Origin of the sequence: Actinocorallia populi (genome assembly GCF_002995495.1) — a bacterium.
GTDB classification, from domain to species: domain Bacteria; phylum Actinomycetota; class Actinomycetes; order Streptosporangiales; family Streptosporangiaceae; genus Actinocorallia; species Actinocorallia populi.
In genome coordinates this window covers 629,295-650,290 of sequence record NZ_PVZV01000003.1, presented here as the reverse complement: position 1 = coordinate 650,290, position 20,996 = coordinate 629,295, and the positions used below count along the sequence as shown (strand labels likewise).

The window sequence follows — 20,996 nt, the reverse complement described above, 5'->3', positions numbered from 1 at the left end:
CCGGGTCAGCGGCGTTCTCGCGCCCTTGGTCCAGGAAGCCAGTCCTCGATGCCGTCCAGGACGCGCTGGAGCCCGTGCTCGAAGTTCTCCTCGGGCGTCATGTGCGGCTGCTCGGCCTCCAGCATCACCCGGTGCATCAGCGGGTACCGTCCGGTGGCCATCAGTGAATGGAAGTGCGGGCCGTGCGCCCGCATCCACTCGTCCTCGGTGCACCCGGCTTCGGCGGCCCGCCGCACGGCGGCCAGTTCACCGCGGACGGCGCCCTCGGCGTAGACGGCCACGAGGTTGACCGCGCGCATCATCTCGTCGATGCCGAGCCCGATGCCGTCGACGATGCCGTAGAGGTACTCGACGTACTCGATGCCGTTGGGGCCGAGGAAGAAGTAGGGGGCGTCGACCTGGACGATCCAGGGATGCCGTAGGGCGCGGGCGCGGATCTGGCGGGCGAGCCAGCTCAGCCCGGTGCGCCAGTCCGGGTGGGCGGGCCGCCCGATCTCCTCGAGGGTGAGGTCGACCATGAGGTCGACGAGGTCGTTCTTGGTCTGCACGTACCGGTAGAGCGACATCGTGCCGGTGCCCAGCTCCGCGGCGAGCCGGCGCATGGTCAGCGCGTCCAGGCCCTCGGCGTCGCAGAGCGCGACGGCGGCGCGGGCGATGCCCTCGAGCGTGAAGGCGGGCCTGGGCCCGCGGGACGACCGGGGCGGCCTGGCCCAGATGATCAGCTTCGCCTGCTCGTCGTTCACCCCGCCATCCTCCCACTTGCGTACATCGTACTCAATTAGTTAGGGTCCGGCTATTACTGCGTACCACGTACCCATTTGGAGGGTCCGATGGAAGACCCGATCGTCGTCGCCGAAGGACTGCACAAGCGGTACGGCGACACCCGCGCGCTCCGGGGCCTGGACCTGGAGGTCGCCAAAGGCTCCGTCTGCGGGGTGCTCGGACCCAACGGCGCGGGCAAGAGCACCGCCGTCCGCATCCTCGCCACCCTCGCCGACCCGACGGAGGGCCGCGCCTCGGTCGCCGGTTTCGACGTCGTCCGGCAGGCGGGGGAGGTACGGCGGCGCATCGGCCTCGCCGGGCAGAGCGCCGCCGTCGACGAGTACCTGACCGGCCGCGAGAACCTGCGCATGTTCGGCAGGTTCCACCACCTGGGCCGCAGGCGGGCGCGGCAGCGGGCCGACGAGCTGCTCGAACGCTTCGGCCTGGCGGACGCCGCGGACAAGCCCGCCTCCGGCTACTCCGGCGGGATGCGCCGCAGGCTCGACCTCATCGCCAGCCTCGTCGTCGATCCCGAGGTCCTCTTCCTGGACGAGCCGACGACCGGCCTGGACCCGCGCAGCCGCGGCGAGATCTGGCAGGCCGTCCGCGACCTGGTCGCGCAGGGCACCACCGTCCTGCTCACCACCCAGTACCTGGACGAGGCGGATCAGCTCGCCGACGACATCGCCGTCATCGACCACGGCCGCGTCATCGCCCGGGACACCCCCGACCGGCTGAAGGCCCAGATCGGCACCCGCCTGGACGTCGTCCTGGCCGATCCCGCGGACGCCGTCCGCGCCGCCGGTCTGCTCACCGTCCGGGCGGGCAGGGGCGAGCCCGACCTCTCGGGGGAGCGGCTGAGCCTCCCGGTCGGCGAGATCACGCTGCCGGAGGCGGTCCGCGAACTGGACGCCGCAGGGATCGCCGCCGTCGACGTCTCCCTGCGCCGCCCCACCCTCGACGAGGTCTTCCTCAAGCTCACCGACCGCCCGAAGGAGACGGTGTGAACACGCTCACCCGGGCCCTCGCCGACGGCCTGACGATGTTCGGCAGACACCTCACACAGCTCAGGCGCCGCCCCGGCGAGCTCGTCGCCGCCCTGCTCTTCCCGGTCCTCATGATCGTGATGTTCGGCTACGTCTTCGGCAGCGCGATCCGGGTGCCCGGCGGCGGGAACTACCGCGAGTACCTCATGCCCGGGCTGTTCGGCATGGTCATCTTCACCGCCGTGATGGCCAACGCCCTGGCGACCGCCACGGACGCCGGCCGCGGGGTCATGGACCGCCTGCGCTCCCTGCCGGTCACCCGCTGGGCCATGCCCTTCGGCCAGTCCGCCGCGGACCTGCTGACCGGCATCCCGGGCCTGGCCGCCCTGGCCGTCTGCGGGCTGGTGGTGGGCTGGCGCCCGCACGAGGGCGCCGCCCCGGCGCTCGCGGCCTTCGCCCTCATGATCCTGATGCGGATGGCCCTGGGCTGGCTCGGCATCTGGCTCGGCCTGGTCATGAAGGACGAGAAGACCGTGGACGCCTTCGCGCCGATCTTCCTCCCGGTGACGATGCTCTCCAACGCCTTCGTCCCGACCGAAGGCATGCCCGCCTGGCTCCGCGTCCTCTGCGAGTGGAACCCGGTCAGCTCCCTGGTGGCGGCCCTGCGGGAGCTGTTCGGCAACCCGGCGGCACCCGCCACCGCCCTGCCCCTCCAGCACCCGGTGGCGGCCACCGTCCTGTGGTCACTCGCGCTGATCGCGGTCTTCATGCCGCTCGCGGTCCACGCCTACACCCACAGGAACCGCTGATCCGCGGGTCCCGCGGCGCCCCGGGGACGGCGGGCGCCGCGGGACCGGCGGGTCACAGGTACTGGCCCATGGGGATCTCGGCGGGCTTGGGCGGGGTCTCCGGCAGGTCCTCGCGCAGCAGGAGCCGGACGGCGGCGTCGTCGGCGACGGCGCCCTCGGCGGTGATCCGGCGGGCCTGCAGGGAGCGGGCCCGGTCCAGGATGTTGCGCACCAGGCGGGCGTTGCCGAAGGACGAGCCGCGGGGGGCCGCCTGGAGGAGGGCGCGGACGTCGTCGGTGACGCCCTCGCCGAGGGTGAAGCCGGCCTGGCCGGCCATGAAGCCGAAGATCTCCACCAGGTCGTCGTCGGCGTAGTCGGGGAAGCCGAGCACCGTCGGGAAGCGCGAGGCGAGGCCCGGGTTGAAGTCCAGGAACCGCAACATCTCGCCCTCGTACCCGGCGACGATCACCACCAGGTCCGAGCGGTGCTCCTCCATCAGCTTAAGCAGCTCGGCGATCGCCTCGTGGCCGTAGTCGCGCGCCGAGTCGTCGGGGGTGAGGGAGTAGGCCTCGTCGATGAACAGCACGCCGCCCAGCGCCCGCTCGACCGCCGCCCGCACCCGCGGCGCGGTGTGGCCGATGTACTCGCCGACCAGGTCGGCCCGGGAGACCTCCACGAGGTGGCCCGACGACAGCAGCCCGAGCTGGGCGTAGACCGCGGCGATCAGCCGGGCGATGGTGGTCTTGGCGGTGCCGGGGTTGCCGGTGAAGACCATGTGCCGGGTGGGGGAGCCGATCGGGATGCCGGCCTCGCGGCGCAGCCGCTCGGCCCGCGCCTCGGCGACCAGCAGGTGCACCTCGTGCTTGACGTGGTCCAGGCCGATCAGCGCGTCCACCTCGGCCAGCGGGTCGCCCGGCAGCTCCACCCGGCCGGTGGCCAGCAGGCTGGAGGGCAGGTCCACCGGCAGGATGAGGTCGAGCGCCTCGGTGTCGTCGACGACGCCGTCCTCCAGGACCCGGCGCGACTGCAGGGCGATGGCCCGGTCGAGCAGCCCCGTCATCAGCCGCGCGTTGGTGTCGCGCGGGCCGCCGCGCAGCAGCGCCCGCACCCGCTCCAGCACGCCCTCGCCCAGCACGAACCCGCTCTCGGCGGCCTTGCCGCGGAACACCTCGACCAGCTGGTCCTCGGTGAGGTCGGGGAAGCGCACCACCTTGGAGAAGGCGCGGGCGAGGTCGGGGTCGCCCTTGAGCATGCCGTTGACGGCGGCGTCGGGGCCCGACAGCACCACCACGAGCTCGTCCTCGTGCGCCTGCAGCGCGGCCATCAGGACGTCGAGGGCCTCGCGGTCGCGCGGGGAGTCGGAGTCGCCGAGGGTGTGCGCGTCGGCGATCACCAGCACGCCGCCCAGCGCCCGCTCGACCACCCGGCGCACCTTCGGGCCGCTCTCGCTGGTGTACTCGCCGACCAGGTCGGACCGGTCGACCTCCAGCAGGTGCCCGGTCGACAGCACCCCCAGTTCGGCGTAGATGCGCCCGAGGATGCGGGCGACCGTGGTCTTGCCGGTGCCGCGGTTGCCGGTGAACACCAGGTGGCGGGGGCGCGACGGTACCGGCATGCCGGCCTCCCGCCGCAGCCGGGCCGCCTTGGCCTCGGCGACCAGCGCGGAGATCTCCCGCTTGACCGGCTCGATGCCCGCGCACGCGGCCAGCTCGGCCAGCGGGTCGGCCGAGCGGGCCGGGTCGCCCGGCACCAGCCGCGCCGGCAGGTCCTTGGCCAGCACCTTGACCGCCCGGGGCGTCCTGGCCCTGGCGGCGGCCGTGCACTGGTCGGCGAGGAACTCCACCAGCCGGGCGTTGCGCAGGTTGAGCACCGGCGCGGTCCGGGCCAGCAGCGCCCCGGCCTTGGCCGCCACCGTCCGGGCGACGTTCAGCTTCCGCGCCTGCACGGCCCGCGCGAACAGCTCGGCGTACTCCTGCTCGCCGAACTCGCTGGTGCGGGCGACCCGCAGCCCCTGCACGAGGCCGGGGTTGGCGGCGAACAGCCGCTCGTCCCCGCCCGGCCGGGCCAGCGCCACCACGTTCAGCCTGGGGCTGCGGGCCGCCAGCCGGCGCAGCTCCTCCACCACGGCGGGCCCGCAGCGCTCGTAGGAGAGGATCTTGTCGAGCCCGTCGACCACCAGCAGCTGCTGGCCGTCCAGGCACTCCTTGACCCGGGCCTGCAGCCACAGCACCGCGTCGGACAGGTGCAGCGAGGCGAAGACCTGGTCGGAGACCCACAGGACGTCGCGGATCCGGCCGGCGTCGGTCAGCGCCTGCTCCAGCACCTCCACGGCGGTGCCCTTGCCGGTGCCCTCGGGCCCGGCGACCAGCAGCCGCACCGGCCCGGAGTCCTTGACCGCCCGGTCCAGGGCGCTCACCAGCTCGGGCTGGCCCAGCAGCACCTGCCCGGCGAGCCCTGACGGCTCCTCGGCCTCCTCCGGCGCGGGCCGGGGGGGAGTCTGGAGCTTCAGCCGCTCGGCCAGCGGGTTGGGTACCAGGCGGCGGCGCCCGAACAGCCGGCGCAGGTCGGCCTGGAACCAGCGGACCGGGGTGTGCATCGCCGGGTGGGCGGCGTTGTCGGGCAGCCCCTGGACGCAGCCGGTGATCCGCACGGCCATGTCCAGCCAGGCCCGGCAGGCGTCGGCCTCGCCCGCCACCAGCAGCCGCGCCAGCCAGCCGCGCAGCTCCACCTGCCACGCCTCGGTCGACCAGGTCTCGCCGACCGTGGTCATCTGCTCCTGGAGGGTGTAGTAGGAGGCGGTGCCGAGCACCACCGCCAGCTCGGCGGGCGGGACGGTCTGCCCGGCCTGCAGCAGGATCTTGGCCAGCGCGGTCTCCACCGGCTCGGTGAAGATCGCGCCGGTGAGCCGCTCGTGGGCGGCGGTGAAGCCCTCGCAGGCCCACTGCAGGTAGCCCACGGCGCCGGCCAGCTCCGGCAGGACGGCCAGCTCCGCGTCGGTGGCGCGGCCGGTCCACAGCTCGCCGAGCTCGCCCATGGGGACGGTGAGGTCGCCCTCCTCGCGCCGCTCGTGCAGGGCGATCAGGGCGCGGCGCCGGGCGTCCAGCGGCTCCAGGCCCTCGAAGACGTCGAGGGACTCGCGGGCCAGCCGGAACATCAGCTCCCGCTTGGCCGGGTCGTTGGCGGCCGGGTCGGACAGCCACAACGAGGGCGGGCGCCAGCGGCCCGACTGGCTGAACCAGGAGGTGGTGTCGCGCACGGGCGGCTCGGGGTTGGCCAGGAAGGCCAGCAGCAGCTCGTAGTCCATGTCGCCGCGGCTGCCGGCCCGCACCGCCGAGGCGCCCATGAGGAAGGTGATCAGGGAGAACAGCTCCGCGCCCAGGACCGAGGTGTTCTCGGCGTAGAAGCTGGTGAGGGGCTGTTTCAGCTCGGTGGCCCGCTCGTCCGCGGCGAACTCCGCCGCCCGCCGCGTCAGTTCCGCGATCAGCCCGTCCGGGACGCGCCAGGGCCCGTGGCCGTAGACGTCGAAGACGGGCTCGTCGGTCAGCAGGATCTCGAGGTGTTCGGGAAGCCGGGGGGAACTCACCGCAACACCTTATGCGGGGGGAAGGCAGGCTCGGGACGCCTTTGTACGGGGCGGTCCGACCGAAATGTCATGATCATTGAGCGCCCTTCCCCCCTCTGGCCGGACCGCCCGCTCGGCTCACCGGTAGGCCGCCGCCTGCAGCCCGTACAGCTCGGCGTAGAGGCCTCCCGCGGCCATGAGGGAGGCGTGGTCGCCCTGCTCGACGACCTTGCCCTGATCCAGCACGTAGACGCGGTCGGCGTGCCGGACGCTGGCCAGCCGGTGGGTGATGAGCAGCACCGTGCGCCCGTCGGCGTGCGCCCTGATCCGCTCGAAGAGGGCGTGCTCGGCGCGGGCGTCCAGCGCCGCCGACGGCTCGTCGCAGATCAGCAGCGGCTCGTCCCGGTAGAAGCCGCGGGCGGCGGCCAGCCGCTGCCACTGCCCGCCGGACAGCTCCGCGCCCCCGTCGAACCGCCGGTCCAGCAGGGTGTCGTAGCCGTGGGCGAGCGTGGCGATCACCTCGTCGGCCCCGGAGGCGGCGATCGCCGCCTCCACCGCCTCGGGCACGTCGGGGCGGCCCATGATGACGTTGTGCCGCGCGGTCATCGGCCAGTGCGTGTGGTCCTGGGCGATGACCGCGATCCGCTCGCGCAGCAACTCCGGGTCCATCCGCCTCGACGGCGTCCCGTCCCAGTGCACCTCGCCGTCGTCGGGGTCGTACAGCCCGGCGAGGATCTTGGCGAGGGTGGTCTTGCCCGAGCCGTTCTCGCCGACCAGCGCGACCACCTCGCCGTGCCGCAGCTCCACGCTCACCCCGTGCAGGCAGGGGGAGTCCGCGCCGGGATAGGTGAAGGTGACGTCCTCGGCGCGGATGAGATCGAACCGCGCGGGCGGCGCGACCAGCTCCCCCGGACGCCGGGGGAGGCGCCGCTCCGCCTCGTCGCAGAAGTGGAGGTAGTCGGCGAAGTACAGGCCGTTCTCGTAGCAGCGGTTGACGGCGTAGACCAGGTTGGCCAGCGAGGTCTTGCCCGTCCGGATGGCCAGGACCGCCGCGCCCGCCACGGCCAGCGGCACCGAGCCCCGCCACAGCAGCCAGCCCAGCGCGGTGTAGACGGCCACCGTGGCCAGGCCCTGCAGCGCGTCGCCCGCCGTCCTGGTGAAGGTCTGCCGCAGGGCGAGGTCGAGTTCGACGTCGCGCTCCCGCGAGGCGAGCTCGTCGTACTGGCGCAGCAGCAGGCCGCGGACGGTGAAGGAGCGCACCTCGGCGGCCTGGTGGCGGTTGGTCATGAGGTCCGACAGGATCCAGCGCCTGCGGCGGCTCGCGGCCAGCGTCAGTTGGGTGTGGTAGCCCATGCGCGCCGCGCGCACCGACGCCCAGCACAGCGGGACCGCGGTGAGCAGCAGCAGCGGCAGCAGCGCCGGGTGCAGCACGCCCAGCACGCCCGCCGCCGCGGCGAGGCCGACCAGGCCGGTGAGGACGTCGATGGTGTGGGCGACCATCATCGGGGCCGCCATCATGCCGCGGCCCTCGGCGCGCTGCAGCTCGTCCAGGAAGTCGGAGTCATCGAGCGCGGCCAGCTCGACGCCGGTGGTGAGCTCCAGCAGCCGGTTCTGCACGGTGCGCTCGATCTGCGGGTCGAGCCGGGACTGCGCCCAGCCCGCGGCGCTCTGCAGCGCGCCCTGCAGGGCGAAGGCCAGGCCCACGAGCACGAGCGAGGGCAGCGCCTCGCGCACCCGGTCGGGCGTGGGGCCCGTGGCGAACAGCGCGTGCAGGACCTCGGTGGTGGCCAGCAGCCCGAACGCGGTGAACACGCCGGCCAGCAGGTTGAGGACGACGGCGGTGAGGGTGTCGCGGCGGCCGGCCCGCCAGGCCAGCCGCATCGACTGGGAGACGAGCGAGGGCAGCCTCCGCGCCACCGTGCCCATCCTGGTCTCGGCGAGCTCGACCGAGTGCGCCACCCAGGGGCGTTCGACGAGCTTGGGGAGGTCGTCCTCCGGGAGTGTCCGGCGTGTCCTGCCTCTGCGCCGGAAGAGACGTGTGAGTCGTGACCACGGGGAGCGCAGCATCACCCTCCTGACCTCTGCTGATGAGTCCGCTCCCGCCAGTGTCACCCTTGGGCACGACGATTTCCGTGTCGTGTCGTACGACAGAGGGTTATCCGGCTGATGCGTCAGGTCGATGCGCGGGCCGTCGCTATCTCGTAGTTTGTCCTCAGCTTGTCGTGCAGGTCCGCCAGCCGGCCTGGCAGCAGGATGGAGAGTGTGAAGATGGCGCACGCGCGTACCGCGGAGTCACCCGCGTACGACGAGGAGCCTCCGAGGCGGCGCCGCCGTCCCGGCAGGCTGCTCGCGATGGTCCTGGTCGTCCTGCTCGTCGGCTCCGTCGCCGCCTACCTCAGCCTCGACGGGCGGCTGCGGAGCGAGGCGGCGCTCGCGGACTACGAGGGCCGCCCCGAGGACACGCCCGGCACCAACTGGCTCATCGTCGGCTCCGACAGCCGCGAGGGGCTGACCGGGGCCGACCGCAGGAAGCTGCGCACGGGCAGCGCCCAGGGCAAGCGCACCGACTCCATCATGCTGCTGCACTACGGGGACGGCGGCACCACGCTGCTGAGCATCCCGCGCGACTCCTACGTCGCGATCCCCGGGTACGGCGAGAACAAGATCAACGCCGCCTACGCCCTCGGCGGCTCGGACCTGCTGGCGCGGACGGTCGAGCAGGCCACCGGGATCCGCGTCGACCACTTCGCCGAGATCGGCTTCGGCGGGTTCGTCGGCGTGGTGGACGCGGTCGGCGGCGTGGACATCTGCGTGAAGAAGCCCATCAGGGACCCCAAGGCCGGGCTGGACCTCAAGGCGGGCTGCCAGGAGCTGAGCGGGGCGCAGGCGCTGGGCTACGTGCGCACCCGCAAGTACGCCAACGGCGATCTGGAGCGCATCAAGAACCAGCGCCAGTTCTTCTCGGCGCTCATCGACAAGGCGACCTCGCCCGCGACGCTGTTCAACCCGTTCCGCAGCGTCCCCCTGGCCTGGAACTCCACCGGGAACTTCACCGTGGACGAGGGGGACTCGCTGTTCGACCTGGGGCGGATGATGCTCGCGATGCGCGACCTTTCGGGTGGCGACGGAAAGACACTGAGTGTGCCTTTCGGGCGTTTTGGCTCCTCCGCCGCGGCGGGGTCCTATGTGGTCTGGGACAAAGCCAAGTCCGAAAAGTTGTTTACGGCCCTCCGAAATGACGAACCCCTGCCCGACGGCATCGAGTGACTTTCTTTACCTTTCGCGGCCCTCCGCCCCGGTGGCGGGGGGAATCACTCTCAGTAACCGAGAGTGCATCCCGAAGGTGTGGTCAGTCATGTTCAAGAAGTGGCTCAAGTGGGGCAGTGTCGCGTTCGTCGCCTGGTACATCGTGAAACAGCCGGACGGGGCGGCCAGTGTGGTCCAGGGGGCGCTCAACGGACTCGGCGGTGCGGCCGACTCCCTTTCGACGTTCATGACGAGCGCCATCCCCTGAGACGGAGAGAACGTGCGAGCCCCGGTTCTTTCAGGCCCGGGGCTCTCCATATGCGCCGTGAAGTCTTACGATGGTGGCGACCGGAGTGGCGATGGGGCCACATGAAAGTCTCTTTGCGGACTGTCGACGGTGGGCACAACTGAATCGGGTCAGTGTGTCACTGCGTACTTTGAGGGACGGCGCCTGATGAATCAAAAGGTCCGCTACGTGGCCATCGCCTTCGTGATCTTCTATCTGATCAGCCAGCCGAGGGCCGCGGCCGACGTGGTGAACAATGCGTTCTCCGCCATCGGGGACGCCGGCAACCAGCTCGGCCTCTTCGTCAGCTCCATAGGCGGCTGACGGCACACGCTTCACGGGGCGGCGACGAGGCCGCCCGGCGAAGGGGCTCACTAGGATCGAAGCATGTCTGTTTTCGATGTGGAGATCGAGTCCCTGCAGGGTGGACCGGCCGATCTGGCCCGGTACCGCGGCAAGGCCGTGCTCGTGGTGAACGTCGCCTCGCAGTGCGGGCTGACCCCGCAGTACACCGGGCTGGAGGAGCTGCAGAAGAAGTACGCCGGGCGCGGGTTCACCGTTCTCGGCGTTCCCTGCAACCAGTTCCTCGGCCAGGAGCCGGGCGACGCCGAGGAGATCCAGCGCTTCTGCTCGACGACCTACGGCGTGACCTTCCCGCTCACCGAGAAGATCGAGGTGAACGGGCCGGGCCGCCATCCGCTCTACCGGCAGCTGGTGGACGTCCCGGACGGCACCGGGCACACCGGCGACATCCGGTGGAACTTCGAGAAGTTCCTCATCGCTCCCGACGGCACCGTCACCCGGTTCGCCCCGCAGACCGAGCCGGACGACCCCGCGCTCGTGTCGGCGGTCGAGGCGGCGCTGCCGGAGTCCTGAACCGCGCTCCGCGCGCTCTTGCCCGTCGTCGCATGATCGGTCTAGATTCACGTCTCATATCGCCGACGAGGGGTGACGAGACATGGGCTGGACGGCCGCCGAGATTCCCGATCTGACCGGCAGGCGGGCCGTCGTCACCGGCGCCAACAGCGGTCTGGGCCTGTACACGGCGCTGGAGCTGGCCCGGCGCGGGGCGCAGGTCGTGCTGGCCTGCCGGGACACCGGACGCGGGCGGGAGGCGGCAGGGCGGATCGCCGCCGCCGTGGGCGACGCCGACCGGGTCTCGACCGCCGAACTCGACCTGGCCGACCTGGTCTCGGTGCGCTCCTTCGCCGCACGGCAGGTGAAGGAGCCGCTGGACCTCCTGGTCAACAACGCCGGCGTGATGGCCGTCCCGCGGGCGACCACGGCCGACGGCTTCGAGATGCAGTTCGGCGTCAACCACCTGGGCCACTTCGCGCTGACGGGGCTGCTGCTGCCCGCGCTGCTGGAGCGGCCGGGCGCGCGGGTCGTCACCGTCTCCAGCTTCGCCTCGTTCATGGGCAGGATCGACTTCGACGACCTGCAGTGGGAGAAGCGCTACTCGCGCTGGGGCGCGTACGGCCGCTCCAAGCTCGCCAACCTGCTGTTCGCCAAGGAGCTCGACCGCCGGTACGAAGGGCTGGACAGTCTGGTCGCCCACCCCGGATACGCGGCGACCAACCTGATGGACTCCTCCGTCCGGCTGGGCGGCAACCCCGTCGAGGCCGCGGCGTACTGGCTCGGCAGCCACACCGTGGCCCTGTCGAGCCCGTTCGCCGCGCTGTCCACGCTGCGCGCCGCCACCGATCCGCGGGCGAAGGGCGGGCAGGTCTACGGCCCCCGCTTCGTCATGCAGGGCCCGCCCGCCGTCGGGCGGCTCAACCCCAAGGGCGACGACGTGGAGCTCGCCCGCCGCCTGTGGGACGTCTCGACCGAGCTGACGGGCGTGGACTATCAGCGGGGCGCGTAGGTCAGGCAGTCCACTTCGTTCTTCACGTAGCCGACGGTGATGCCCTCGGCCTGGCACTCCAGGTCGTGGTTGTGGCGGCAGCCGGCCACCTTGCACGCCCCGACGCGGCCGGTCTCGGTGGCGATGCCGCCCTTGGCCCCGACCTCGACGAACGTGTCGCAGTGCGGGCGCACGGTGTCGCCCACGGTGATGGCACCGGCGTGGCAGGTCCGGTCCCGGTTGTAGGCGCAGGCCTCGGCCTCGCAGGTGGTGATGATCGGCAGATCCATGAGAGAGCCTCCTTAGTCTCTCTCACGCTGCCCGTGCCCCGCGGGGGCAAGCCCGGGCCGCCGCAAAGGTTGGGTGTGGACTCGCTCAGGGTTCGGCGAGCCGCCGGGCGAACAGCAGCAGCGTGCCCATGGGCAGTGCCAGCAGGAGCAGCAGCGCCGACAGCGCCGCGTAGGACAGGGCCGCCACGACCGCGCCCGCGAGCAGGGCGCCGAGCGCCGCGCCGCCGTTCATCAGCAGGTCCGACAGGCCCTGGACGGACGGCCGCAGGTCCACCGGCACGGACTCGGTGAGCAGCGCCGAGCCCGCCACGATCCCGCACGACCAGCCCAGCCCGAGCAGCACCAGCCCGGCCGCGGCCTGCGCCACCGAGCCGGGGGCGGCCGGGCCCGCCACGACCGCGGCCAGCGCCAGCAGGATCTGGCCGCCCAGCAGGACGGGCACGTGCCCGAACTGGTCGGCGCACCAGCCGACCAGGGGCGAGAACGCGTACATGCCGGCGATGTGCAGGCTGATCACCACCCCGACGGCGCCGAGCCCGGCGCCGCCGTGGTCGAGGTGGACCGGCGTCATCGACATCAGCGCCACCATCGCGGTGTGGCTGACCGTGATGGCCATGACCGCCACCCGGGCGCTGGGGGAGCGGCCCAGCACCCGCAGCCCGGTCCGCAGGGAGCGGTCCGGCGGGATCTCCCCGCGGTCGCTGCCCAGGCGGGCCACCTGCAGCGGGTCCGGGCGCAGCCCGACGAAGATCCCCAGCGTGGCGAGGGCGAAGACCGCGGTGGCCAGGAGGTAGATGCCGGCGTGGCCGCCGAGCGCGTCGGTCTTCCCGGCCAGCAGCGGGCCCAGGACCGCGCCTCCGGTGGACGCCCACACCACGATGCTGAGGTCGCGGGCCGCGTGGCCGGGGCGGGAGAGGTCGGTGGCGCTGTAGCGGGCGGCGTACCCGGCGGCGGACGCCCCGCCGAAGAGCAGCAGGCCGGCCAGGAACAGCGGCCAGGACCCGAGGGCGGCCGCGAGGGCGGCCACCAGCGCGCCCAGCGCCCCCATGCCGTAGCCGAAGGTGAGGGCCGCGCGGCGTCCCGTCCCCGCCGAGAGGCGCGCGGCCGGGACGGCGATCAGCGCCGCGCCGAGCACCGCGCTGGTCTGCGCCAGGCCGCCGATCGTGTCGCTGCCCGACATCTCCCTGGCCACCAGGGTGCCGGCGGCCACGCCCAGGCCCACCCCCATGCCGCCCAGCACCTGGCCCGCGGTGAGCACGGTCAGGACCCGGCGCTGCACCGCCGCCCGGTAGGCGCTCTGCCTGGCCGCCCAGGCCTGCCCGGAACCGACGGTCGTCATGTGCGCCCTCTGGATGTACAGAAATGCCGGTTAGGTGCGCGTCAGCATAGTCAGCGGGAACTCCGGGGCGCGAGTGTTCGCCTCCTGTTTTCCGTGCCGGTCCCGTACGGCGGTTCCGCGGTCGTTCCCGGTTGCCAGCCTCACGCCCGTGAAGGTCGCAATCGTGGCGGAATCTTTCCTGCCCCGCGTGAACGGCGTGACCAACTCGGTCTGCCGGATCCTCGATCATCTCGCGGCCCGCGGGCATGAGGCCGTCGTCATCGCCCCCCGCCCAGGCCCCTCCCGCCACGCCGGCGCCCCCGTGGTGCTGGTGCCCGGCGTCTCCCTTCCCGTCTACAAGTCGTTCACCGTCGGAATCCCCGGGCGCAGGGTCGAGCACGCGCTGCGGGACTTCCGGCCCGACCTCGTCCACCTCGCCTCGCCCGTCGTGCTCGGCGCCGCCGGGGCCACCGCCGCTCGCCGCCTGGACCTGCCGTGCGTCGCCGTCTTCCAGACCGACGTGGCGGGCTTCTTCCGCCGGTACGGCTTCCGCGGCACCGACGGGCCGCTGTGGTCGTGGCTCCGGCACGTCCACGCCAAGGCCGACCGCACCCTGGCACCCTCCATGCCCACCCTGCGGGAACTGGCGGAGCAGGGCTTCCCGCGCCTGGCCCTGTGGGGCAGGGGCGTCGACCAGGAGGCCTTCCACCCCCGGCACCGCTGCGAGACCCTGCGCGCCCGGCTCGCCCCGGACGGGGAGCTCCTGATCGGCTACCTGGGGCGCCTGGCACCCGAGAAGCAGGTGGAGCTGCTGGCCGGGATCGGGGAGATCCCCGGCACACGCCTGGTCGTGATCGGGGACGGCCCCTCCGGGCCGCGGCTGCGCTCCCTGCTGCCCCACGCCGTCTTCACCGGCTTCCAGACGGGTCCGGCCCTGTCCGCCCTCCTGGCCTCCCTCGACCTCTTCGTGCACACCGGATCGAACGAGACGTTCTGCCAAGCCCTCCAGGAGGCGCAGGCCTCCGGGCTGCCCGCCGTCGCGCCCGCCGCGGGAGGGCCGCTGGACCTCGTCCAGGCCGGCGTGAACGGCCTGCTGTTCCCGCCCTCGGACGGCGCCGCGCTGCGCGCGGCCGTCACCGCCCTCGTGACGGACGAACCGGCCCGCGCCCGGATGGGGGAGGCGGCCCTGCGCTCGGTCCGCTCCCGCACCTGGGAGGCCGTCTGCGACCAGTTGCTCACCCACTACTCGGAGGTCCTGCATGGCGCTCCGCTCCGCCGCGCGGCATGACGGGGACTTCAGGCTGGTGGTCTCCCTCCACGACGTGGCGCCCGCCACCGCCGGGGAGACCGCCGCCTGGCTGGCCGACCTCGACGCCCTGGCCGTCCCCGCCTCGCTCCTGGTGATCCCGGGAGCGTTCGGGGGCGGCCCCTCCCTGGCCGACGACCCCGCGTTCGCGTCCTGGCTGCGCTCGCTGCCCGGACACGAGCCGTCCCTGCACGGCCTGCACCACGCGGCCGTCCCGGGGGGCCCTCCCTGGCGGCGGGCGGTCGGCCGCGTCATGGCCAGGGGAGCCGGCGAGTTCTGCGCGCTCACCGAGGCCGAGGCGCTGGAACGGCTGACCGCGGGCCTGCGGATCATGCGGGACGCCCGCCTGCCCGTCACCGGCTTCACCCCGCCGGGCTGGCTCGCCTCGCCCGGCACCCGCGCCGCCCTGCGCTCCCTCGGCCTGACCTACTGGACCAGCCAGCTCGCCGTCCACGACCTCACCACCGGGCGCGCGCTGCGCATGCCCGCCCTCTCCCACCGCCCCGGCGGCCGGGGCGAACGCACCGGAGCCCGCCTCATGACCACGGCCTCCCGCGCCTTCTCCCGCACCCGCACGTCCTTCCGCGTCGCCCTCCACCCGGCCGACCTGCAACGTCCCGGGCTGCGCGAGACCACGCTCGCCGCGCTGCGGATCGCGCTCGACGCCGGAGCCCGGCCCCTCACCTACGCCGCCCTGGTGGGCGGGACATGAGGATCGTCCAGCTGGCGAACCTCTACAGCCCCGTCTCGGGCGGCCTGCGGACCGCCGTGGACGCCCTGGGCCGGGGATACGTGCGGGCCGGGCACGAACGGGTCCTGGTCTTCCCCGGGCCGCGCCCGAGCGTGCGGGAGGGCGAGCACGGCACGGTGATCACCGTGCCCGGCCCCTCGGTGGCGCCCGGATACCGGTTCGTGCTCGACCCGCGGCCGGTGCTGCGGGTGCTGGAACGCCTCAAGCCGCAAGTGGTGGAGGTCTCCGACAAGGCCACCCTGACCGTCGCGGCGCGCTGGGGGCGGCGGCACGGGGTGCGCTCGGTCCTGTTCTCCCACGAGCGGCTGGACGCGATCCTCTCGTCGCGGGTGCCGTTCCCGGGCCTGCTGGAGCGGGGCGGCGACCGCTGGAACCGGCGGCTCGCCGGCGCCTTCGACGCCGTCGTGGCCACCTCGGAGTTCTCCGCCGCGGAGTTCCTGCGGGTGGGGGCGGAGAACGTCCACCTCGTCCCGCTCGGCGTGGACCTCCGGACGTTCAGACCCTGCTTCTCCCGTCCCGGCCGTCCGGTGCGGCTGGTCCACCTGTCGCGGCTGTCCCGGGAGAAGCGCCCCGACCTGGCGCTGGCGGCCGTACGGGAACTGCTGCGGCGCGGCGTGGACGTCCGGCTCGACGTGATCGGGGAGGGGAACCTGCGGCGGCCGCTGGCACGGGCCGCCCGGGGGCTGCCGGTGACCTTCCACGGCCATCTGGGATCCCGCGCCGAACTGGCGCGGCTGCTGGGGACCGCGGACGTGGCGCTGGCCACCTGCCCGGTGGAGTCGTTCGGGCTCGCCGTCCTGGAGGCACTGGCCTGCGGGACCCCCGTCGTCACTGCCGACAGCGGCGCAGCCCGGGAGCTGCTCGCCCCCGGCGCGGGCGTGGCCGTCCCCGCCTCCGGGCGGGGCTTCGCCGACGGCGTCGAGCGGATGCTCTCCCGGCCGGTCGCCGACCGGCGGGCCGCCGCGCGCCGCCGCGCCGAGGGCTACCCCTGGAAGGCGGCGGTCGAGGGAATGATCCGCGTACTGTCCGGGGGCGGGGACGGGTATCCCGGGAGCGGCGGTACGCTCAAGCCGTGAGACGGTTTCTGACCCCTGGCTGGCTGGGCATCCACCTCCTCGCCGTGATCCTGTTCTTCAGTTTCCTGTGGTTCGGCTGGTGGCAGTTCGAGCGGGCCTCCAGCGGCAACGCCCGCAGCTGGGGCTACACCTTCGAATGGCCGCTGTTCGCGATCTTCGTGATCGTGATGTGGATCAAGATGATCCGCGACGAACTGAAGGGCGAGGAGCCGGCCGAGCCCGCCGAACCCGTCGTCCCCAAGACCGAAGCCGAACTGATCAAGGAAGCCGAGGCGGAGGACCCGAGCCTGGCGGCCTACAACCGCTACCTGGCCCGGCTCAACTCCCAGCGGCAGTAGAAAGGCGAGAGACTCACGTGGAAGCGGCCATCACCCGGTACCGCATCTTGGCCACCGTCGTCGGCGTCATGCTGATCCTGGTGTGCTTCGTCGGCCTGCCCATCCGTCTCATCACGGGCAACGAGACCCCGTCCGCGATCATCTCGCCGGTCCACGGCCTGCTGTACATGATCTACCTGGTGATCTCCTTCGACCTCTACACCAAGGCCCGGTGGCCGATGAAGAAGTTCCTGGTCATGGTCTCCGCCGGCCTGGTCCCCTTCCTCGCCTTCTTCATCGAGCGCAGGATCGTCGCCGAGGCCCGCGAGGTCTTCGCCGGCCAGTCGGCCGCCAAGGCCTGACCCCCGGCCCTCGAGAAGAGCCGGACCCCTCCCGGGGGTCCGGCTCTCGCTTTCTCCCGCCCGCCCCCGCCCCCGAAAAGGCACAACGCCCGAAAGAGGCGCGGTGCCCGGAGGAGGCACCGAGCCCGGGGAAAGCACCGCGCCTGGAGGGGCACGGCGCCTGGAAGAGGCGCGGCGCCCGGAGGAGGCACGGCGCGTCTGGAAGAGGCGCGGCACCTGGAAAGGCGCAGTGCCTGGAAGAGGCAGGGGTCCGGGGGGCCGGGTGCGGAAGGGCCGGGACGCGGCGGTCAGGCGGTGTCGGGGGAGGCCGCGTCGAGGCGGGCGGAGAGGCGTTTGGGGGCGATGAGCCGGTAGCTGTCCTCCAGGAGCTCGGCGAGCTCCGCCCAGTCCTGGTCGACGTCGAGCCGGGCGCCGACCCAGCCCTTGGAGCCGACGTAGGGCGGCACGAAGAAGCGCCCGGGGTCGGCGGAGACCAGCGCCTCCTGGACGCCGGGGGCCGCCTTGAAGGTGAGGCTCGTCCCGTCCTCGCCGGTCATGGCGAAGAGTTTGTCCCGCACCCGGTAGGAGGGCGCGGTGTGGCCCCCGAAGGGCTTCTCCTCGGCCTCGGGAAAGGCCAGGCAGATCTCGCGCAGGCGGACGGTCACGGAGTCGGCGTTCATGGGTCGCCCTTCGGTCTTCGGTGATGAGCTGCCGGGCGACAGGCTACGGAAGACCGGTGACATCCACGGGGACCGGCGCCCGCGAACCCGCGCGCCGCCCCGGCGGGAGCGCCGGCGGAAGGAGTCGGCGGGACCCCGAGGGAGAACGCCGGTGGAGCAGCCGCGGGAAGCGTTGGCGGGGCTCGGGCGGGCGCCAGGTGCGGGGCGGGGGCGGAAAGGGGAGCCGGCCCGGGTGCGTCGGCACGGCCGGGCCGGCGGAGGGCGCGGCGTCTCGGGGGATACGGGTCCGCCGGGCCCTGTCCTTGGGGTCGCCCGTCCTCGGCGGACCGAGTGCCCGAGGTGTGCTCCCGTCTTCCCGTACCGGTCGTCGGGGACGCGACCGGTACGGGCGGGACGCGCTCGGTCCTGCCGAGGGCGGGCTGCGCAGGTTTTTTGGATTCTCTGGGCCGGATCCTCCCTCTCCTAACGCCGTGTCATCGTCTCGTGACGTTAAGTACCCCATCTTCAGCTCGGGGTAAACACGGATCATCGAACTTTCCTCCGCAGGTCATCGGCAGGGCGCAGATGTCTGCGGACGAGCCCGTGCCAGCGGCGGTGCCGGTGGCGGTAGAGCACCTTCACGGCGGCGGCGACGAGCGGGGTGAGGCGGCCCGCGTCGAACTCGACGGTGTCGCTGTACCGGCAGCGGCCGTCGGTGAGAGGCTCGGCGTGCAGGGTGTGGCGCCAGACCCGGATCGGCCCGCCGTGTTCGCTGGTGCGGATGGTGCGGGTGGCCGCGTCCACCTCGGCGATGTGGATGGTGTGGCGGGAGAACGGGATCAGATGGAACAGCGTGAGCAGGCCGGTCTCCTGATCGCCCTCGCGGAGCGGGGCGCTGCGCCCGGCGAGGGAGGGGACGCCCAGCAGGCCCCGGCAGACGTACAGGAAGGTGGCGGGGTACTGCATCGCCTCCCAGACCCGGTCGGCGTCGGCGGGGAGAACGGTCGTGCGGTGGAAGGTCTTCATGCCTCGAGTGTGGGCGGGCCGCGAGCCGTTGACCACTCGCTTTCACGCAGGTGATCGCGGTGGTGGAAAAGCGGCTCAGGCCCCGTAAAAGCCCAGGTCAGCTGCGTGCGATGGAGACGCGGCAGCGGCTGCTCGACGCGGCTGCTCGCGTTTTCTCCCGGCACGGGTACGCGGCGGGCACCACCAACCGGATCGCGGAGGAGGCCGGGCACTCCATCGGTTCGCTCTACCAGTACTTCCCGAACAAGGACGCGATCCTGGCGGAGCTGGCCGGGGCCCACGCCGAGGAGGGGATCGCGCGGCTCCGGCGGCGGTTCGAGGAGGGCGCGCCGCCGAACTCCCTGGAGGGCAGGCTGCGCATGTGCGTGCGGATCGCCATCGACCTCCACCGCGACGACGCGCCGCTGCACCGGGTGATCTTCGAGGAGGCCCCGAGGACCCCGGAGTTCCTGCGGATGGTCCATGAGGCCGAGGAGGAGTTCCTCGAAGCGCTGCAGGCGCTGCTCGCGGCCGATCCCGAGGTGACCGTCGCGGACGTGCCCATGGCGGCTCGCCTGGTCGTGACGACCGTCGAAGGCGCGGTCCACCGCATCGTCACCCATGACCCTCCCGATGACCTCGAGCGCCTCGAGAACGCCCTGGTCACCATGCTCATGCGCTATCTGACGAACTGAGGCGTGCCCGGCGCCGGACTTCGTTCGGGGGCCGGTGCCGAGACCGAGTGCCCCAACGGTGTTCACAGGCCGTATCGAAGCGGTCACCAGTGCCAGACGAGCGCGCCGCCCTCGGGCGTCCCCTCCCACCGCTCGGCGGCCTCGGCGATGGCCTTGCCGGCCCGCTCCAGCTCGGCGGCGTCCAGTGGCGCGGGCGCGCGTCCGGCGGGGAGGGGCAGTCCCCGCCAGGCGCGGTAAGCCGTGTTGACCTTGATCTCGGCGTCCATGATCCCGTCGCCGCCCCGGCTCAGCGCCTTCTTCATCCCGGTGTCCCCGTTCTGGCGGACGTCGGCGAACGTGGTCCCGTCGATCATCGCCCCCCGCGCGATTGCCCCCCACAGGCCGTCGTCCAGCCCGAGGGCCCGCTCGACGGCGGCGTGCATGAGATCGTGCGGCAGGATGTGCCCCACCCGCACCGCGGGCAGCCGCAGATCCGGCCCCTCCCGGCCGGAGACGCTGATCTCGCACCGGTTCCCGGGCAACCGGATGAATCTGATCTCCATGCCTTCCACCATAGGGACCTCCGGCGGGGGCCCCGGAGGGCGGTCAGGCGTGGCCGCCCACCGTGACCGGGCCCAGGGTCAGGTCCGGTACGGCCTCCAGGACGGCGGCGACGCGTTCCGCCTGGCGGCCGAGCTCGTCGAGCCGGGCGGGGGAGAGGTCGATCAGGGATTCCACGGTGAGGTGAAGGCGGCGGCCCGAGCGGCGCTGATGCCACAGGCCCGCCACGACGCCGTCGACCAGGAGGAGCTGGAAGTTGCCCTTGAGCGCGCGTTCTGCGGCACGGCCGGGGTAGAGGAACTCGGGCGGCTGGTTGCCCACGCGGTAGGCGTAACCGTCGAAGTAGGGGAGAAGACGGATGCCTTCCAGGGGGACGGACGGTACTTCCAGGTCGCCGCGCGACACCCACGCGGAGGCGCCTTCGACCTTCACCTGCTGGAGTTCGTCGCGCAAGGACTCGAAGAGGTCGACGGCCCAGCGCGTCGGGGCGTTCAGCCAGTGCGCGAAACGTTGCGGCGTGGACGGCCCGTACGCATACAAGTAGCGCTTCACCACGTGCGCCAAGGCCGCCTGCGTCTCGGCCGGACGGAAGCCGGGAAGCCACCTTTGCGGACTGGTGTAGGTGACCTTGCGTCCCCTGTTGGGACCGAAACACAGCACTCCACGGATCCCGGCCAGGTGCATGGCCTGCCGCCAACGCGGCCACATGCCCTGGAAGGCGGGCATGACGAGGTCGCCTGCCCAGGGGCCGGTGGCCTCGATCACCGCCGCGCTGAGCTCGTCGATGGTGAGTTCGGCCCCGTCCAGCACCTTCGCGATCGCTGCGATGACCTCCTCGGCCTGCTCGGAGGTCATTCGGATATCAGCGGAGAAGGTACTTGCCGGCACGGGGACCGCCGAGAGAGCCGCCGTCCACAGCGGCAGCTCCTCAGCGGGCAGCAGATGAACGGTGCCGCGCGGCCCGAACGTCTTGATGACGCTGCGCTCGCTCCACAACGCCTTGCGAACGTCGAGACGAGTCGTTCCAGCGGTGCGCAACCCGATGGCCAGCTCGGCCGCTGACATGACCTGCGCGTGCGTGCCGGCCATCGCGGCGACGACGTCAACGGGCCGTACGCCCTCCGCCGGGGCGGCCAGCCCGTGCCGGGCCAGCCTCCGTGCGCACACGTCGGACCACGAGAAACGCGGGACATCAGACATTCGAGGGGTTCCTTCCGGGAGG

General features: G+C 72.7%; 22 protein-coding genes. 13 read left to right on the top strand and 9 right to left on the bottom strand.

Translation table 11 applies throughout. The features are described 5' to 3' along the window. Positions 1 to 5: 5 nt before the first annotated feature. Positions 6 to 743, bottom strand: coding sequence for a TetR/AcrR family transcriptional regulator (locus C2865_RS16045; RefSeq protein ID WP_106399242.1), 738 nt, complete (start codon positions 741 to 743; stop codon positions 6 to 8). Between the two features lie 87 nt (positions 744 to 830). Here C2865_RS16045 and C2865_RS16040 point away from each other — a divergent pair, with 87 nt between their 5' ends. Further along, positions 831 to 1,769, top strand: coding sequence for an ATP-binding cassette domain-containing protein (locus tag C2865_RS16040; RefSeq protein WP_106399241.1), 939 nt, complete (start codon positions 831 to 833; stop codon positions 1,767 to 1,769). Beyond that, positions 1,766 to 2,557: an ABC transporter permease gene (locus C2865_RS16035; protein WP_232835627.1), complete on the top strand. Its 792-nt coding sequence runs from the start codon at positions 1,766 to 1,768 to the stop codon at positions 2,555 to 2,557. The genes C2865_RS16040 and C2865_RS16035 overlap by 4 nt, the downstream gene beginning before the upstream one ends. A gap of 52 nt (positions 2,558 to 2,609) precedes the next feature. Here the strand turns inward: C2865_RS16035 and C2865_RS16030 are convergent, their stop codons facing one another. Both C2865_RS16030 and C2865_RS16025 read right to left on the bottom strand, forming a co-directional pair. Continuing rightward, positions 2,610 to 6,119 (bottom strand): AAA family ATPase, encoded by a 3,510-nt coding sequence (locus C2865_RS16030; protein ID WP_106399240.1) that lies wholly within the window; start codon positions 6,117 to 6,119, stop codon positions 2,610 to 2,612. 117 nt (positions 6,120 to 6,236) lie between these two features. Further along, a complete protein-coding gene (locus C2865_RS16025) occupies positions 6,237 to 8,165 on the bottom strand; it encodes an ABC transporter ATP-binding protein (RefSeq protein WP_106399239.1) in 1,929 nt (642 codons plus the stop codon). A gap of 201 nt (positions 8,166 to 8,366) precedes the next feature. Between C2865_RS16025 and C2865_RS16020 the strand changes: the two genes are divergently transcribed. From C2865_RS16020 to C2865_RS16010, 5 genes are all read left to right on the top strand, one after another. Beyond that, a complete protein-coding gene (locus C2865_RS16020; protein ID WP_232835626.1) occupies positions 8,367 to 9,365 on the top strand; it encodes an LCP family protein in 999 nt (332 codons plus the stop codon). 88 nt (positions 9,366 to 9,453) lie between these two features. Then, positions 9,454 to 9,612: a hypothetical protein gene (locus C2865_RS40020; protein WP_198653353.1), complete on the top strand. Its 159-nt coding sequence runs from the start codon at positions 9,454 to 9,456 to the stop codon at positions 9,610 to 9,612. 186 nt (positions 9,613 to 9,798) lie between these two features. Then, a complete protein-coding gene (locus C2865_RS40015; RefSeq protein WP_198653352.1) occupies positions 9,799 to 9,954 on the top strand; it encodes a hypothetical protein in 156 nt (51 codons plus the stop codon). A 63-nt stretch (positions 9,955 to 10,017) separates the two neighbouring features. Continuing rightward, on the top strand, positions 10,018 to 10,506 hold the full coding sequence (locus C2865_RS16015; protein ID WP_106399237.1) for a glutathione peroxidase: 489 nt from the start codon (positions 10,018 to 10,020) through the stop codon (positions 10,504 to 10,506). Between the two features lie 82 nt (positions 10,507 to 10,588). Continuing rightward, a complete protein-coding gene (locus C2865_RS16010; protein ID WP_106399236.1) occupies positions 10,589 to 11,497 on the top strand; it encodes an oxidoreductase in 909 nt (302 codons plus the stop codon). On the opposite strand, the gene C2865_RS16005 is transcribed toward C2865_RS16010, so the two are convergent. Both C2865_RS16005 and C2865_RS16000 read right to left on the bottom strand, forming a co-directional pair. Next, entirely contained in the window at positions 11,482 to 11,766 is a 285-nt protein-coding gene (locus C2865_RS16005) for a DUF1540 domain-containing protein (RefSeq protein ID WP_106399235.1), read from the bottom strand. The genes C2865_RS16010 and C2865_RS16005 overlap by 16 nt on opposite strands. Before the next feature lie 85 nt (positions 11,767 to 11,851). After that, a complete protein-coding gene (locus C2865_RS16000) occupies positions 11,852 to 13,105 on the bottom strand; it encodes an MFS transporter (protein WP_106399234.1) in 1,254 nt (417 codons plus the stop codon). 163 nt (positions 13,106 to 13,268) lie between these two features. Between C2865_RS16000 and C2865_RS15995 the strand changes: the two genes are divergently transcribed. Genes C2865_RS15995 through C2865_RS15975 form a run of 5 tightly spaced genes read left to right on the top strand, consistent with a single transcriptional unit; the run spans position 13,269 to position 16,896 of the window. Then, the gene (locus C2865_RS15995; RefSeq protein ID WP_232835625.1) at positions 13,269 to 14,372 is read left to right on the top strand and encodes a glycosyltransferase family 4 protein; all 1,104 of its coding nucleotides are present in this window, start codon (positions 13,269 to 13,271) and stop codon (positions 14,370 to 14,372) included. After that, the gene (locus C2865_RS15990; protein ID WP_106399232.1) at positions 14,344 to 15,102 is read left to right on the top strand and encodes a DUF2334 domain-containing protein; all 759 of its coding nucleotides are present in this window, start codon (positions 14,344 to 14,346) and stop codon (positions 15,100 to 15,102) included. The genes C2865_RS15995 and C2865_RS15990 overlap by 29 nt, the downstream gene beginning before the upstream one ends. Continuing rightward, on the top strand, positions 15,099 to 16,217 hold the full coding sequence (locus C2865_RS15985; RefSeq protein WP_106399231.1) for a glycosyltransferase: 1,119 nt from the start codon (positions 15,099 to 15,101) through the stop codon (positions 16,215 to 16,217). The genes C2865_RS15990 and C2865_RS15985 overlap by 4 nt, the downstream gene beginning before the upstream one ends. Continuing rightward, positions 16,214 to 16,555: a hypothetical protein gene (locus C2865_RS15980; protein ID WP_106399230.1), complete on the top strand. Its 342-nt coding sequence runs from the start codon at positions 16,214 to 16,216 to the stop codon at positions 16,553 to 16,555. Before C2865_RS15985 ends, C2865_RS15980 begins: the two co-directional genes overlap by 4 nt. A gap of 17 nt (positions 16,556 to 16,572) precedes the next feature. Then, positions 16,573 to 16,896 carry a DUF3817 domain-containing protein gene (locus C2865_RS15975; protein ID WP_106399229.1) on the top strand — a complete coding sequence of 108 codons (324 nt, stop codon included), beginning with the start codon at positions 16,573 to 16,575 and terminating at the stop codon, positions 16,894 to 16,896. A gap of 287 nt (positions 16,897 to 17,183) precedes the next feature. Here C2865_RS15975 and C2865_RS15970 read toward each other — a convergent pair whose 3' ends face one another. Further along, complete coding sequence (locus C2865_RS15970; RefSeq protein ID WP_106399228.1) at positions 17,184 to 17,555, bottom strand: MmcQ/YjbR family DNA-binding protein; 372 nt, start codon at positions 17,553 to 17,555, stop codon at positions 17,184 to 17,186. A 525-nt stretch (positions 17,556 to 18,080) separates the two neighbouring features. Further along, positions 18,081 to 18,560 carry an SRPBCC family protein gene (locus C2865_RS15965; RefSeq protein ID WP_106399227.1) on the bottom strand — a complete coding sequence of 160 codons (480 nt, stop codon included), beginning with the start codon at positions 18,558 to 18,560 and terminating at the stop codon, positions 18,081 to 18,083. A gap of 110 nt (positions 18,561 to 18,670) precedes the next feature. Here C2865_RS15965 and C2865_RS15960 point away from each other — a divergent pair, with 110 nt between their 5' ends. Then, a complete protein-coding gene (locus tag C2865_RS15960) occupies positions 18,671 to 19,234 on the top strand; it encodes a TetR/AcrR family transcriptional regulator (RefSeq protein ID WP_106399226.1) in 564 nt (187 codons plus the stop codon). An 83-nt stretch (positions 19,235 to 19,317) separates the two neighbouring features. On the opposite strand, the gene C2865_RS15955 is transcribed toward C2865_RS15960, so the two are convergent. After that, complete coding sequence (locus tag C2865_RS15955) at positions 19,318 to 19,776, bottom strand: hypothetical protein (RefSeq protein ID WP_157963745.1); 459 nt, start codon at positions 19,774 to 19,776, stop codon at positions 19,318 to 19,320. Positions 19,777 to 19,819: 43 nt separating this feature from the next. Further along, positions 19,820 to 20,974, bottom strand: coding sequence for a winged helix DNA-binding domain-containing protein (locus C2865_RS15950; protein WP_106399224.1), 1,155 nt, complete (start codon positions 20,972 to 20,974; stop codon positions 19,820 to 19,822). Positions 20,975 to 20,996: the final 22 nt, after the last annotated feature.

What these genes read in the sequence shown, in the direction of transcription:
- C2865_RS16040 (WP_106399241.1), top strand. Translation starts at nt 831, where the DNA reads ATGGAAGACCCGATCGTCGTCGCCGAAGGACTGCACAAGCGGTACGGC.
- C2865_RS16025 (WP_106399239.1), bottom strand. Translation starts at nt 8,165, where the DNA reads ATGCTGCGCTCCCCGTGGTCACGACTCACACGTCTCTTCCGGCGCAGA.
- C2865_RS16020 (WP_232835626.1), top strand. Translation starts at nt 8,367, where the DNA reads ATGGCGCACGCGCGTACCGCGGAGTCACCCGCGTACGACGAGGAGCCT.
- C2865_RS40020 (WP_198653353.1), top strand. Translation starts at nt 9,454, where the DNA reads ATGTTCAAGAAGTGGCTCAAGTGGGGCAGTGTCGCGTTCGTCGCCTGG.
- C2865_RS40015 (WP_198653352.1), top strand. Translation starts at nt 9,799, where the DNA reads ATGAATCAAAAGGTCCGCTACGTGGCCATCGCCTTCGTGATCTTCTAT.
- C2865_RS16015 (WP_106399237.1), top strand. Translation starts at nt 10,018, where the DNA reads ATGTCTGTTTTCGATGTGGAGATCGAGTCCCTGCAGGGTGGACCGGCC.
- C2865_RS16010 (WP_106399236.1), top strand. Translation starts at nt 10,589, where the DNA reads ATGGGCTGGACGGCCGCCGAGATTCCCGATCTGACCGGCAGGCGGGCC.
- C2865_RS16005 (WP_106399235.1), bottom strand. Translation starts at nt 11,766, where the DNA reads ATGGATCTGCCGATCATCACCACCTGCGAGGCCGAGGCCTGCGCCTAC.
- C2865_RS16000 (WP_106399234.1), bottom strand. Translation starts at nt 13,105, where the DNA reads ATGACGACCGTCGGTTCCGGGCAGGCCTGGGCGGCCAGGCAGAGCGCC.
- C2865_RS15990 (WP_106399232.1), top strand. Translation starts at nt 14,344, where the DNA reads ATGGCGCTCCGCTCCGCCGCGCGGCATGACGGGGACTTCAGGCTGGTG.
- C2865_RS15985 (WP_106399231.1), top strand. Translation starts at nt 15,099, where the DNA reads ATGAGGATCGTCCAGCTGGCGAACCTCTACAGCCCCGTCTCGGGCGGC.
- C2865_RS15970 (WP_106399228.1), bottom strand. Translation starts at nt 17,555, where the DNA reads ATGAACGCCGACTCCGTGACCGTCCGCCTGCGCGAGATCTGCCTGGCC.
- C2865_RS15965 (WP_106399227.1), bottom strand. Translation starts at nt 18,560, where the DNA reads ATGAAGACCTTCCACCGCACGACCGTTCTCCCCGCCGACGCCGACCGG.
- C2865_RS15960 (WP_106399226.1), top strand. Translation starts at nt 18,671, where the DNA reads ATGGAGACGCGGCAGCGGCTGCTCGACGCGGCTGCTCGCGTTTTCTCC.
- C2865_RS15955 (WP_157963745.1), bottom strand. Translation starts at nt 19,776, where the DNA reads ATGGAGATCAGATTCATCCGGTTGCCCGGGAACCGGTGCGAGATCAGC.
- C2865_RS15950 (WP_106399224.1), bottom strand. Translation starts at nt 20,974, where the DNA reads ATGTCTGATGTCCCGCGTTTCTCGTGGTCCGACGTGTGCGCACGGAGG.